This window comes from Cellulosimicrobium cellulans, from assembly GCF_016907755.1.
In the GTDB taxonomy this organism is placed as follows: Bacteria; Actinomycetota; Actinomycetes; order Actinomycetales; family Cellulomonadaceae; genus Cellulosimicrobium; species Cellulosimicrobium cellulans_D.
Window position 1 is genome coordinate 47,792 of sequence record NZ_JAFBCN010000001.1, and the last position, 13,482, is coordinate 61,273.

The 13,482-nt window shown below is 77.5% G+C and carries 10 protein-coding genes; 4 read left to right on the top strand and 6 right to left on the bottom strand.

Annotated features, from left to right (window positions below; translation table 11 throughout):
* Nucleotides 1-774: a DUF1266 domain-containing protein gene (locus JOE63_RS00215; protein ID WP_204538103.1), complete on the bottom strand. Its 774-nt coding sequence runs from the start codon at nucleotides 772-774 to the stop codon at nucleotides 1-3.
* A 216-nt stretch (nucleotides 775-990) separates the two neighbouring features.
* Here JOE63_RS00215 and JOE63_RS21555 point away from each other — a divergent pair, with 216 nt between their 5' ends.
* The 3 genes from JOE63_RS21555 (at nucleotide 991) to JOE63_RS00230 (ending at nucleotide 6,174) form a co-directional block, all read left to right on the top strand.
* Complete coding sequence (locus tag JOE63_RS21555) at nucleotides 991-3,684, top strand: tetratricopeptide repeat protein (protein WP_204538106.1); 2,694 nt, start codon at nucleotides 991-993, stop codon at nucleotides 3,682-3,684.
* 78 nt (nucleotides 3,685-3,762) lie between these two features.
* Nucleotides 3,763-5,241: a multidrug effflux MFS transporter gene (locus tag JOE63_RS00225; RefSeq protein ID WP_204538109.1), complete on the top strand. Its 1,479-nt coding sequence runs from the start codon at nucleotides 3,763-3,765 to the stop codon at nucleotides 5,239-5,241.
* A 111-nt stretch (nucleotides 5,242-5,352) separates the two neighbouring features.
* Nucleotides 5,353-6,174, top strand: coding sequence for a uracil-DNA glycosylase (locus tag JOE63_RS00230; protein ID WP_307839871.1), 822 nt, complete (start codon nucleotides 5,353-5,355; stop codon nucleotides 6,172-6,174).
* 124 nt (nucleotides 6,175-6,298) lie between these two features.
* Here the strand turns inward: JOE63_RS00230 and JOE63_RS00235 are convergent, their stop codons facing one another.
* Both JOE63_RS00235 and JOE63_RS00240 read right to left on the bottom strand, forming a co-directional pair.
* Nucleotides 6,299-6,463 carry a hypothetical protein gene (locus JOE63_RS00235; RefSeq protein ID WP_157759503.1) on the bottom strand — a complete coding sequence of 55 codons (165 nt, stop codon included), beginning with the start codon at nucleotides 6,461-6,463 and terminating at the stop codon, nucleotides 6,299-6,301.
* Between the two features lie 162 nt (nucleotides 6,464-6,625).
* On the bottom strand, nucleotides 6,626-7,054 hold the full coding sequence (locus JOE63_RS00240) for a VOC family protein (RefSeq protein ID WP_087470239.1): 429 nt from the start codon (nucleotides 7,052-7,054) through the stop codon (nucleotides 6,626-6,628).
* 84 nt (nucleotides 7,055-7,138) lie between these two features.
* Between JOE63_RS00240 and JOE63_RS00245 the strand changes: the two genes are divergently transcribed.
* Nucleotides 7,139-8,035, top strand: coding sequence for a helix-turn-helix domain-containing protein (locus JOE63_RS00245; protein ID WP_204538118.1), 897 nt, complete (start codon nucleotides 7,139-7,141; stop codon nucleotides 8,033-8,035).
* On the opposite strand, the gene JOE63_RS00250 is transcribed toward JOE63_RS00245, so the two are convergent.
* The 3 genes from JOE63_RS00250 to JOE63_RS00260 form a co-directional block, all read right to left on the bottom strand.
* Nucleotides 7,989-8,660 (bottom strand): class I SAM-dependent methyltransferase, encoded by a 672-nt coding sequence (locus JOE63_RS00250; RefSeq protein WP_204538121.1) that lies wholly within the window; start codon nucleotides 8,658-8,660, stop codon nucleotides 7,989-7,991. The genes JOE63_RS00245 and JOE63_RS00250 overlap by 47 nt on opposite strands.
* A gap of 127 nt (nucleotides 8,661-8,787) precedes the next feature.
* Nucleotides 8,788-12,102, bottom strand: coding sequence for an AAA family ATPase (locus JOE63_RS00255; protein ID WP_204538124.1), 3,315 nt, complete (start codon nucleotides 12,100-12,102; stop codon nucleotides 8,788-8,790).
* A complete protein-coding gene (locus JOE63_RS00260; RefSeq protein ID WP_204538127.1) occupies nucleotides 12,102-13,394 on the bottom strand; it encodes an exonuclease SbcCD subunit D in 1,293 nt (430 codons plus the stop codon). The genes JOE63_RS00255 and JOE63_RS00260 overlap by 1 nt, the downstream gene beginning before the upstream one ends.
* Between the last annotated feature and the right edge of the window lie 88 nt (nucleotides 13,395-13,482).

Below are 13,482 nucleotides of genomic sequence, written 5' to 3' on the forward strand. Positions count from 1 at the left end.
TCAGTAGGCCAGCGTCCGCCACGGCGACGACTCGGTGTCGAGCAGTCGCCGCGCCGCGCGCTTGAAGTCGGGCAGGTCCTGGTCGATCGGGGTGCGGTTGCCCGCCGACCAGAACGCGCGTCCGGCGAGGAACCCGTCGCCGAACTGCTCCCACGACGCGTACGCGGGGCGCGACATCACGACGGCCTCCTCGATCGCGGCCCACGCCCGCTCGGGCGTGACGAACCCGGCGTCGACCGCGAGGCGGCTGACGTGCACGACCCGCGCCGCGTCCCACGCCGCGATCGACGGCGGCAGCGGGTCCGCGAGCTCGCCGTGCCCGCCCACCTGCGCCGACGCGCTCCAGCCCTGGTAGAACGCCACCGCGCGCTCGGGGTCGAGCCCGCGCGCCGTCGCCTCCTGCCGCGCCTGGGCGGCGTGCTGCTCGGCCGCGCCCTTCGCGTCCCGGCGGCTCAGGCGACCCGAGTACAGCTCCTCGACCTTGGGCATCGCGATCGCGTAGTAGCCGCGGTGGCCCTGGGTGAGCAGGAACTCGTACGTGCGCTCGACGTCGTCCGCGCCCCGCACGTCCCACCCCGCCGCGAGCGGCTTCGCTGCCGTGCGCGCGTCCGCCTCCACGGTCAGCGCGTTGATGGGCAGCACGCCCTCGACGGCGTAGACCGCGCCGAGCGCGAGGCCCCGCTGCTGCGCGGGCGCGAGGACGGGAGCGTCCTCCTTCGCGTACAGGTCCGCGGTCCCCGAGAACATGTCCTTGAGCTTGTCGAACAGGCCCACCGTCGCTCCTTCGTCTCCCCGCGCCACCGACGCGGTCCGTCGCGCCGCGGTCGTCGCGGCCTCCGGCGAGCCTGACGGCGTGACCGTCCCACGGCACGCCTCCCGAACGATCCCGAACGGCACCGGGGCGTTCTTCACCCGCTCGATCGCGTCCGGCGCCGCGCACGGTCGCGGTCACGCCGCGCACCGGTGGGTGGCCGTCGCTAGCCTGGCGCGGTGCCCCTCGACCCGCCGCCGTCGCCCGTGGGCGCCGGGTCGGTGGACGAGCTCGCGACCCGTCTGCGGGCGCTGCGCGCCTGGGCCGGCGACCCCTCGTACACGGAGATCGCACGGCGCGTCGGCGCGCTCCGCACCGCGCGGGGCGTGCCCGCCGCGGAGGCGCGCCCCGGCCGCGTGACCGTCTACGACGTCTTCCGGGAAGGCCGGTCCCGGCTCGACGTCGACCTCCTCGCCGACGTCGCGCAGGCCCTCGGCGACGCGCGCCCCGCCGGGTGGCGCGCGGCGTACCGGACGGCTGCGCAGGCCGCCACCGCGCAGGGCACCGCCGTGGACGCGGCGGTGCGCACCGAGCCGCGCGCCGCGGACCGACCGCACGCCGCGGCGCCGACCGCGCGGCGGGGGCCGGTCGCGCCCGACCGTCCGCTCGTCGGCCGCGACGGCGAGGTCGCCCGGCTGGTCGCGGTGCTCGCGGAGCCGCCGGACGAGGACGCGCCCGGCAGCGCCGCGTCGCGCGTCGTGACCGTCACGGGTCTCGCCGGGACGGGGACGACGAGCGTCGCGCTCGCCGTCGCGCGCGAGGTCCCGGCGGACGTGGTCGTGCGGGTCGACCTCCACGGGGAACCGGGCGGCGCGGCGTCGTCGGCCGCCGTCGTGCTCGACGCGCTGCTCCAGGCGCTCGGCGCGCCGCCACCCGCGGCGGACGCGCGCAGCCTCCCCGCCCTCGCCGCACGCCTCGCGACCGCGCTCGGCGGGCGTCGCGCGACCGTCGTCCTCGACGACGCAGCCGACGCCGCGCCCGTCGCGGACGTCGTCGCGCACCTGCCGGCCACGGCGCGCGTCGTGGCCACGGCGCACCGCGTGCTCGACCTCCCCGCCGCGATCGGCACGACCCTGGACCCGCTCCCCGAGGACGACGCGCTCGCGCTCCTCGGGTCGGTCGTCGGCGCGGACCGCGTGGCCGCCGAGCCGGAGGCCTCGACCCGGCTGGTCCGTGCGTGCGGGGGTCTCCCCGCCGCGCTGGTGCGCGTCGCCGACGACGTCCGTGCGCGGCCCGGCTGGTCGCTCACCGACCACGCCCGCCGGGTGGAGGACCTGCCCGGACCGGCCCTCCACCCGGCGCTCGCCGCGGCGCACCGCGGCCTCCCCGCCGACCACGCCCGCGCCCTGCGCCTCCTCGCCCTCGTCCCGGTGCCGCTCGACGCCGCGTGGGTCGCCGTGCTCCTCGGCGTCTCGACGAGCGAGAGCCACGGATCGCTCGCCGCGCTGGGTCGCGCGCACCTCGTCACGCACGGGCCGCACGGCGAGGTCGTCGTGCCCGACGCCGTCCGCACCCTCGCCGCCGACCTCGCCCGGTCCGACGACCCGTTCTCCGCGCGGGCCACCGCCGTCGGGCGGCTCGCCGCCCGGCTGATCGACGACGCCCGGCCCGCGGTGCGCGCGACGTCGCCCCACCACGACGCTCCAGGGCGCACGGCCGGGCCGGGCTCGACCGGGCCAGGGGCGACCGGGCCCAAGGCGAACGGGTCGGACTCGACCGGGCCCGGCGACGCGGCGGCCGCACGCACGACCGACGTCGCGCTCGCGTGGCTCGATGCCCACCGGGACCTGCTCGTCGCGACGTCGGCGCTCGCCGCGGAGCACGAGCTCGCCGACGTCGTGACCGAGCTCTCGGCCCTCCTCGCGCCCTACCTCGACTCCGCGGGTCGCTGGGACGACGCGGTCGCGGTGCACACCGCGGCGGTCGAGCACGGGCGGGCGCCCGGGCGGTCCCAGGCCGGGCGCGACCTCGGGCGGGCGCTCGAACGGCTCGGCCGGTACGACGAGGCGCTCGCCCAGCTCGTCCGCTCGCTCGAGCGCGGCGACGACCCGCGCCCCGGCCAGACGCTCAACCGCGTCGGCAACGTGTACAAGCGGCTCGGGCGCTTCGACGAGGCCGAGGCCGCGTACCGCGACGCGGCGGCCGGTGCGCGGACCGCAGGCGACCCGGTCAGCGAGGGCCGCGCCGTCGGGAACCTCGCGGACGTGCACCGCATCCTCGGACGGCACGACGACGCGCGCGCCGGCTACGACCGGGCGCTCGCGCTGTCGCGCCGCGTGGGTGACGTCCTCAACGTCGCCATCGTGTCGAGCAACGCCGCGATCCTCTCCGAGGCCGAGGGCAGCCTCGACCGTGCGCTCGCGCAGCACCGCGACGCGCTCGCCAGCGCGACGTCGCTCGGCGACGCGGGGCTCGCGACGCGGGCCCGCGTGCACGTGGGTCGGCTCCTCGTGCGCGCCGGCGAGACCGGGTCCGGCGTCGCCGAGCTGCGCGAGGCGGTGGGGGCCGCCGTCGCGCTCGGCGATCCCGACGCCGAGGCCGAGGGCCGCAGCGCCCTCACGACCGCGCTGCTCGCGGCGGGCTCCGTCGCCGAGGCGGTGACCGCGGGCGACGCCGCGGTCGAGCTGGCGCGGCGCGTCCGCGCACGCCTCGTCGAGACGGAGGCGCTCAACGCGCTCGGGGAGGCCGTGCTCGCCGCGGGCGACGCCCGCCGCGCGGCAGACCTGCACGACGAGGCGCGCACGCTCGCCGTCGAGCTCGACGACGCCGCCGAGGAGGCCCGTGCGCGGCGTGGTCTCGCAGCCACGGGGCACGGGGTCGGCACCGACGACGGGGACGGCCAGCACGACGGCGAGGCGCGCGGCAGGGCCTGAGACCGCTCCGCCGTCTCAGCATCCGATCACGTACGGCGTCCGGGAACATGTGACGCCCCGCCCGCGGTTGCCCCTCTCATGGCTTCCACCCCACCCGCGACCCCGGCGCCGACCGCGCCCGTCGCCGCCCAGCCGGGCACCGGACCTTCCACGAGCCCCGCCGCTCCGGCCCGACCCAGGCGCATCAGCGCGGGCCTCGTCCTGCTGCTCTCCGCGCTCACCGCGATCGGCCCGCTGACGATCGACCTGTACCTCTCCGCCTTCCCGCGCATCGTCGACGAGCTCGGCACGACCGAGTCCCGCGTCCAGCTCACGCTCACCGCCACGCTCGCCGGGCTCGCGCTCGGCCAGCTCCTCATCGGGTCGGTCTCCGACGCGATCGGCCGTCGCGCACCCCTGCTGGTCTCGCTCGCGGTGTACGTCGCCGCGTCCGTGGGGATCGTGTTCGCCGGGTCCGTCGCCGCGCTCACCGGCCTGCGATTCGTCCAGGGTCTCGCCGCGGCCGCCGGGATGGTGCTCTCCATGGCGATCGTGCGCGACTCGTTCGAGGGCTACCAGATCGGCAAGGTCATCGCGCGGCTCATGCTCGTCGTGGGCGTCGCGCCGATCCTCGCCCCGACCATCGGCGCCCAGTTCCTGCGGCTCGGGTCGTGGCGCGGCATGTTCGTCGCGCTCGCCGTCGTCGGGGCGGTGCTGTTCGTGCTCGTGCTGCTCCGCCTGCGGGAGACCCTGCCGGCCGAGCGGCGACGTTCCGGCGGGACCGTCGCGGCCCTGCGGTCGTACGGCTCGCTCCTCACCGACTGGTCGTTCATCGGGCTCGCGCTCATCGCGGGCTTCTACATGGCCGCGATGTTCACCTACATCTCCGCGTCGACGTTCGTGTTCCAGGACTTCTTCGGCATGTCCGCGCAGCAGTACGCGATCGTGTTCGGCGTCGGCGCGGTGTCCGTGACCGCGGGCAGCCAGATCAACGGCGCGCTCGTGGGCCGCGTGGCGCCCGAGCGCATCCTCCAGGGCGCGGTCGCCGCGGGCTTCGTCCTCTCGGGCGGTCTGCTCGTCGCGGCGCTGGCCGGCGGCGGGCTCGCGTGGCTGGTCCCGCTCATCGTCCTCACGCTCGGCACCGCAGGCTTCGTCATGCCGTCCGTCCCCGCCATCGCGCTCGAGCGCAACGCGCACCGCGCCGGCAGCGCGGCAGCGCTCATCGGGGCGTTCCAGTTCGGCGTCGGCGCGGTCGTCGCGCCGCTGACCGGCCTGCTCGGCGGGTCGCCGCCCGTGACGATGGCCGCGGTGATGTTCGGCGTCGTCGTCATCGCCGGGGCGGTCCTGCTCGGCCTGCGGCACACGTTCGGCGCGCCCGTCCCGGACGATGCGGCGGACGCCCTCGGCACCCGGGACGCGGCAGAGGTCGGCAGCGCCACCGCCGCGTCCGGCGCGACGGTCGACGGATCCCGTACCGCGGGCGCCGTCGACCAGCCCGGCCACGAGGCGACCGTCGCCGTCCCCGACGACGCCGCAGCGCTCGCCGAGGCGACGGTGCTCGCCGACCGCGGCGCCTGACCCGCTGGTCTGCCCGCCGAGAACGACACCACGCGCCGTCGAACACGACGTTGCTGTCGTTATGCGCCGGATAACGACAGCAACGTCGTGCTCGGCGCGGAGAATGGGCGGGTGACGCCCGACGAACCCGACTATCCGCTCGGCGCGCGCGGCGCGCCGACGCTCGCGGCGCTCGACGCGCACCTCGTCGCGTGCCGGGCCTGCCCGCGGCTCGTCGCGTGGCGCGAGCACGTCGCCGAGGTCAAGCGTGCGTCGTTCCGCGAGGACGACTACTGGGCCCGCCCCGTGCCCGGGTTCGGCGACGAACGCGCGGGGATCCTCGTCGTCGGGCTCGCGCCCGCGGCGCACGGGGCCAACCGCACCGGCCGCATGTTCACCGGTGACCGCAGCGGCGACTTCCTCTTCGCGTCCCTGCACCGCACGGGCCTGGCCAACCAGGCGACGTCGGTGTCCGCGGACGACGGGCTGCGGCTCACCGGGATCCGCGTCACCGCCCCGGTGCGGTGCGCCCCGCCCGACAACAAGCCCACGCCCGAGGAGCGCCGCCGGTGCGGGCCGTACCTCGCGCGCGAGGTCGAGCTGCTCGGGGAGACCGTGCGCGTCGCCGTCGTGCTCGGCGGGTTCGGGTGGCAGGCGCTGCTGTCCACGCTCGCCGAACAGGGGTGGGACGTCCCTCGGCCCCGGCCACGGTTCGCGCACGGCGCGGAGGTGACGCTGCGGCGTCGGGCACCCATCCCGGCCGGCGCCGCGGCGGGACGTCCCGCGAGCGCGGTGCCCGACGTCGGGCAGGCGGCCCCCGCGCCGACCCTCACCCTCCTGGGGTGCTTCCACGTGAGCCAGCAGAACACGTTCACCGGACGGCTCACGCCGCAGATGCTCGACGACGTGCTCCTCCGCGCGCGCACCCTCGCCGGCCTGGGTGCACCGCGCTGAGCACCCGCGCGCCGAGAGAGGCGCTCCGGAACGAGGGATGCACCCGGACGTGCAGCGCTCGGCCGCAGACGCAGCTCTCGGCCGCGGGTACGACGCTCGGCCGACGTGCGCCCGACGGGGCGGTCTACCGGGTCGCGGTCGTCGGGGACTGACGCCGCGGGGCGTCAGCCCAGCGGCGGCGCTCGGCCACGCGGGGCAGGACGCGACCCACGAGCCGGAGCTGCTCGCGGCGCGCGATGACCTCCATGCGCCGCAGCTCGCGCTCGAGCGGGGACGATGCTGCTGACATTGCTGCTCTCCTTCGACGGCACCGGGCGACGGTCCACCCGCCGCGGTCGCGACGGTCCCGGTGATGACGCGCGACGACCGCGGTCGGTCGTCGCCCTGCCCCCGTAGGAGGGACGGACGCGGTCCGGGTTCGTGACACCCGCCGCCGCGCCCGTCCGGTCCGCTACGCCGTCGGGAGGGCGGACTCCTCGTACTGCTCGACGAACTCGCCCGTCGGCGGGATCGGCGTGATGACGTCAAGGAGGACGCCGTTCGGGTCGGCGGTGATGAAGTGCCGCTGGCCGAACGCCTCGTCGCGCAGCGAGCGCAGGATCGGCAGGCCGGCCGCGACGAACCGGTCGTGGACGGCGTCGACGTCCTCGACCTCCAGGTTGAGCAGGAGCCCGTTCGCCCTCCCCCGCCCGCTCTCGGGGATCGTCTCGTGGTCGCCGTCGAGCACGGCGAGGTTCACCGCGTCGTCGTGCACGGACTGCAGGTGCACGTACCAGTCGCTCGTGAAGAGCGGCCGGAGGTCGAGGTGCTCGACGTAGAACGCCGCGGTCGCCGCGACGTCTCCGGTCATGATCACCGGGTACCAGCTCGTGATGCGCACGGTTCTCCTCCTCCTGGTCATGGGCAGCCGCTCGAATAAACAAACAGGCTGTATGTATCTAAGAATGACCTACAGTCTGTCGGTATGCAAGAGACCCGTCGCACCAACGCCGAGCGCACCTTCGCCACCCGGACCGCCCTCGTCGCCGCGGCGCGCGAGCTGTTCGTCGACCCCGGGTACGCGGAGGCGTCGACGCCGCAGATCGCCGCGGCCGCGCACGTCACGCGCGGCGCGCTCTACCACCACTACGCGGACAAGCGGGACCTGTTCCGGGCGGTCGTCGAGGCCGAGGCGGAGGCCGTCGCGCGCGAGATCGAGGCGCGGACCGGCCCGCCCGCCAGCGTCCGCGAGACCGCGGCCGCGGGCGCAACCCGGACGGCACCCCGCACGAGCGACGCGGCCCCCGGCCCCCGCTCGCAACGCGCGCCCGCGCCCGCGCCCGGAGCACCCGACGCACCCGACGCCCGCGACGCCCGCGGGATGCTCGTGGAGGGCGCGCGGGCCTACCTCGACGCGATGGCGGTCCCCGGCCGGACGCGCCTGCTGCTCGTCGACGCCCCGGCAGTGCTCGGCGCCGCCGAGGCCGACGCCCTCGACGCGCGACACGCCCGTCGCACGCTGCGCGCGGGCCTCGCCGCGGCTCTGGACACCGCGCCGGACCAGGAGCGCACCCGCGAGGACAGCGCGCGCGACCACGGCACCAGGGGGCCGACGGCGGGACCGCGCCACGCGGCGGACCCCGCGCCCGAGCGTCCGAGCCCCGTCCCCGCGCGCGAGCACGGGCCGACCGCACCGCGCGTCACGGACGACGTCGCGCTCGACATCGCGCACGACGACCGGCTCGACGCGCTGACGCTCCTGCTCTCCGCGGCGTTCGACCGCGCGGCGCTCGCGCTCGACGGCCGCGCGCCGCCACACCCCGTGCGCGCGGCGGTCACGGAGCTCGTGGACCGGGTGTGCGCGCCGCGAACCACTCGATGACCCCTGCCCGCGTGCGCTCGTGCCGCTCGACGGCGAGTCCCGCGTCGAGCACCCAGCGCAGCGGGCGGCGGCGGAAGTGCTCCCCGGCGAGCGGGACGCTCACGACGTCGCCCGCCGCCTGGAGCGCGCGGAGCAGCCACGACGTCGACTCGACGTGGTCGGCGAGGACGAGCAGGCCGCCGGGCCGCAGCACGCGGACCATCTCCGCGAGCGCGGCACGGTGGTCGGGGATCGCGCAGAGCGAGAAGGTGCAGACCACGGTGTCGTAGGCGTCGTCGGGCAGGTCGAGCCGCTGCGCGTCGCCGAGCCGGAGGTCGACGTCGATCCCCCGCTCCGCCGCCCGACGTCGCGCGTGCGCGAGCATCCCCGGGCTCCACTCGACGCCCGTCAGACGGCCGTCGAGCACGTGCGCGGGGTAGTGCGCGAGGTTGAGGCCCGTGCCGATCGCGACCTCCAGCGTCTCGCCCGTCGCGAGCCCGCACGCCCGGGGACGGACGTCCGGGAAGAAGCGGCGCTCGGCGACGGCCATGCCACGGTCGTAGGCGCCCGCCTCCCGGTCCCAGCGCCGCCGCAGCCGGGCGGCGCGCGGGGTCACCGCGCCGTCGTGCCCGGTCGGTCCTGCCATCCGCACCACCCCTCGCCGCCCGTGGGCGGCCCGCTGCACCCGGCCGCGTCGACCGGTCGTCGGCGCGCCCGGCCGGCGTCGTGCCCCCGGCGTCCCGGGCCGGCGTCCCGGGCAGGCACCGCCGTCCTCACGCTCGCACGGTGAGCGTGCTCCCGCCTCCGGGCACGCGCCGCACCTCGATGCGTTCCGCGATGGACTGCTTGAGCGCCTCCACGTGCGACACGACGCCGACGACGCGCCCGCCCGCCCGGAGCCGCCCGAGGGCGGCGAGCACGGCCTCGAGCGTCTCGGGGTCCAGGCTGCCGAACCCCTCGTCGACGAAGAGCGTCCCGAGCTCGACGCCGCCCGCCTCCGCCGTGACGACGTCCGCGAGACCCAGGGCCAGGCACAGGGACACGTAGAACGTCTCGCCGCCGGACAGGGTGCGCGGGTCGCGCTCGCGCTCGGTGACGTGGTCGAGGACCTTCATCGCGAGCCCGCGCTTGTGCGCGCGCACGTCCTCGCGGGTCGCGCTGCGCACGAGCTCGTACCGGCCCGACGACATCTCCGCGAGGCGCTCGTTCGCGGCGGCGACGACGTCCTCGAACCGCTGGACGAGGACGAACGTCGCGAGCGTGAGCGCGTGGGCGTTGTCCCCGGAGCCGGACGCCAGCGCCGCCATGCGGGCGACCGGCTCGGCGGCGGCCCGCGCCCGGTCCCAGTCGTCCGCCGTCGTCCCGATCCCCTCCGCGGCGACGCGCGCAGCCTGTGCCTGACGGGCGACGAGCTCGTGCCGACGACCCGCGGCCCGGGCCGTCGCCTCGGCCTCCGCGACGCCGGCCCGCGCCGCGGCGACGTCGGGCTCGGCGTCCGGGGCGAGGTCCGTGAGGGTGGGGTCGGCGAGCCCCGCGACCGTGGCGGCGCACGCCGCCTCGTGCTCGGCGACGCCGCGCGCGAGGGCGAGGCGGACCGGCTCGTCGAGGACGGCGTCCAGCGCCTCGGCGGCGTCCGCGAACCCCGACCGTTCGACGAGCGCACCGAGCTCGGCCGTCCGCTCCTCGACGGCCCGTGCCGCAGCGGCGACCGCGGCCCCCGCGTCGGCGAGCGCGTCGATCGTGCGGAGCCGCTCCTCGAGCGCCACGGCGAGCACGGCGACCGGGTTGCGGGTCCCGCCCTCGTCGGCGAGGGCGTCGGGCAGGTCGGCCAGCTCCACCAGCGGTCCGGCCGCGGCGACCTCCGCGCGGATCTCGGCCCGGTCGGCGCCGAGCGCCGCCTCGAGCTCGTCGAGGCGGGCCGTCGTGCCGGCGATCTCCTCCGCGAGCGTGGCGGCACGCTGCTGGAGCGCGACCGTGGCCACGTCGAGGGCGTCGAGCTCGCGCTCGGCGTCCGCGCGCTCGTGGGCCGCCGCCCGCGCGCCCGCGACGAGGGCGTCGACCTCCGCGACCCGCTCCGCAGCCTCGTCCGGCGTCAGGCCCTCGGCGTCCCGACGGCGCGCGCTCAGCCGCTCGGCGAGCACCTCGACCCGCGCGGAGGCGTCGTGCAGCGCCCGCTCCGCCTCGGCCCGGCCGCGCTCCGCGTCCTCGACGTCCTGCGCCGAGGGGTGGCCGTCCGCGAGCGGCGCCGGGGCCGGGTGGTCCGTGCCGCCGCACACCGGGCACGGCGACTCCGCGGAGAGCCCCGCGGCGAGCTCGCCCGCGAGCCCCGCGATGCGCGCCGCACGGGCCCGCGCCTCCTGCTCGACCGCGGCGCGCGCGACCGTCGCGGCCTCCGTGCGCGCGGCGCGCGCGGCCTGCTCGTCCACGGCGAGCGTCGCGGCCTGTCGCGCCGCCTCCTCGACCGCACGCGCGCGCAGGGCCCGCTCCTGCAGGGCCCCGAGCGTCGCGGCCGTCTCGGCGAGCGATGCGAGCCGCAGGCGCAGATCCTCGCGACGCCCCGGGCGCGCGGCGAGCTCGTCGAGCGTGCGCGCTCGCTCCTCGGCGGCCTGCACGACGTCCTTGCGTCCGTCCGCGACCTCCCGGTCCCGGGCCGGGAGCGAGGCACCGACGGGGAGCAGGCGGGTCACGCGCACCCCGGCCGTCGCGACGTCGGCACGCAGCGCCTCGAGCGTCGTCGGGTCGGCGTCGGCGAGGGGCGCGGGCGCGCCCGTCCGGGCGAGCGCGAGCCGGTCGTGCGCGGCGGTGAGGAGCCGCTCCGCGCGGACGAGGCCCTGCGCCGCAGGAGCGACGACGGCGGCCCGGGTCGCGGCGTCGACGCGACACCGGTCGACGGCGACCTGGAGCTCCTCCTCCGCGAGGCGCGCTTCCTCGGCGCGCAGCCGCGCCCGGCGCTCGACGGCGTCGGCGAGCGCCCGCTCGGCGTCGAGCCGGTCGCGTGCCGCGACGAGAGCCGCGTTGGCCGTGACCTCGCGCTCGGCCAGCACCTCCGCCTCGGCCTCCAGCCCCGCGACGCGCGCGAGGGCGAGCGCGTGCACGCCCGCGACCGGGGCGGCTGCCTCCTCGATCACCGCCGCGGGTGCGGCGGGATCCCCCACCGTGACCCGTCCGTCGTCGAGCGGCGCGGGGGACGGCGGCGCGGTGTCCGCGGCGTCGAGGCCCATCGGCCTCGCCGCCTCCCGAGCGATGCCCGCCTCAACCCGAGCGTCGTCCGCCACACCCCGACCGATGTCCGCCACGGCCCGGGCGACGTCCGCCTCGTCGGCACGTCGCAGCCGCGCGTCGTCCTGCGCGGCCTCGCGCAGTCGCCGGGCGTCGTCGGGCACGAGCCCCGCTGCCCCGGTGAACCGCTCGACCGCGCCGCGCACGCCCTGCCGCGCGCCGTCCGACCGTGCCCGCGCCGCGCGCGCGAGCTCGGCGAGCCGCACCGCCGCGCGGTGGTAGAGCTCGGTGCCGAAGACTTTCTGCAGCAGCACGGCCCGGTCCTCGGGCTTCGCCCGCAGGAACGTCGCGAACTCGCCCTGCGGCAGCACGACGGTCTGCACGAGCTGGCGCCGGTCGAGCCCGACGATCCGGCGGATCTCGTCCCCCGCCTCGTCGAGGCGCGCCGAGAGCAGCTCGCCGGGCGAGCCGTCGACCCCCGCGAGGGCCTCCGCGGACGGCGCGCCCGCCAGGCGCCAGAGCCGCACCGACGCCTGCTGGGTCGTCGTGCCGGTGCCGCGCTTCTTGGGCCGCCGGTACTCGGGCGTCCGGCGCACGCGGTACACGCCCGACGGGACCTCCAGCACGAGGTCCACGAACGACTCGACGTCGGGCCCCGCGAACGCCGAGCGGAGGCGGTCGTCGCTCGCCGCGTCGGAGGCGACCTTGCCGTAGAGCGCGAAGACGATCGCGTCGATGATCGTCGACTTGCCCGCGCCCGTGGGCCCGTCGAGGAGGTAGATCCCGGACGCGCCGAGGGAGGCGAGGTCGACGTGGTGGAGGCCCGCGAACGGTCCGATCGCCTGGAAGGTCAGCGAGTGCAGGTGCATCAGGCGCTCCGCTCCTCCGCCAGCGCGAGCTCGAACGCCTCGCGCAGCACGGCGACCTCGGCGTCGGTCGGCGCGTGGCCCGCCACGTGCTCGACGAAGTCCCGCGCGACGTCGAGCGGGTCCCGCCCCGGCCCGACGGCGGTCACGACCTCCCGCTCGGCGGGGCGCGGTGGGCGGTGGGTCACCTGGAGCGCGTGCGGGAAGCGTCCCCGGACGCGCGCGTAGAGCTCCGCGGGGCGCACCGCGTCCGTCACGACGACGCGCAGCCAGTCGTCCACGTGCGGCTCGCCCGCCTCCCCGAGCAGGTCGTCGAGCGTCCCCGTGACCTCGGCGAGCCGCCGCGGCACCGGCGCGGGGACGAGCTCGACGGCCGCGTCCGGGTCGCCACCGGCACCGAGCCCGTCCAGGTCGACGAGCGCCGTGGACTTGCGCTGGTGCAGCTCGGAGAAGGAGAACGCGAGCGGCGATCCGGAGTAGCGCGCGACCGTCACCGGCCCGCTGGCGTGACCTGCGGTTTCACGTGAAACGTCCGGCACCGTGACGCGCTGCGGCCCGTGCAGGTGCCCGAGCGCGACGTAGTCGACCCCCCAGCCCCCGAACGTGGCCGCGGGCACGGCGTCGACCCCGCCCACACGGATGTCCCGCTCGGACTCCGACGCGAGCCCGCCGACCACGAACGCGTGGCCGACGACGACGGCTCGGGCGGTCGGGTCCTGCGCGCGACGACGCGCGAGGTCGGCCCCGACGCGCCGCATCGCCGCGGCCATGACGGCCTCGTGCGACCGGGCGAGCGGCCGCCGGCCACTGCCGATGCTCGGTCCCGACCGCTCGGGCGCGGCGGCGTCGCCCTCGGCCAGCGCGTGACGCGCCGTGTCCGGGTCGAGGTACGGCAGGGCGTAGACGAGCAGCGGCGCGTCGTATCCCCCGCCGCTCCCCTGGCGCGGCGCGAGGACGACGGGCGTCCCGACGTCGGACAGCCGCGCGCGCAGGTGCACGCCCGGACGCATCACGCGATCCCCGAACCCGAGCCGCACCGCGGAGTCGTGGTTGCCCGGCGTGACGACGACGTGCGCGTGCTCCGCGAGCCGCGTCACCGCGTCGGACAGGAGCGAGACGGCGTCGACCGGCGGGATCGCGCGGTCGTACACGTCACCCGCGACGACGACGGCGTCGACGTCCTCCGTGCGGGTCAGCTCGACGAGGTGGTCGAGGTGCGCGGCCTGGTGCTCCAGCAGGTCGACCCCGTGCAGCGTGCGCCCGAGGTGCCAGTCGGACGTGTGCAGGATGCGCATGTCCGCACCGTACCGACCGCGTCCCACAGGCCGAAGGACCGACGGCGGTGCGGTCCGACCTGCGGCGGGGCACCGCGGCACAGGCCGG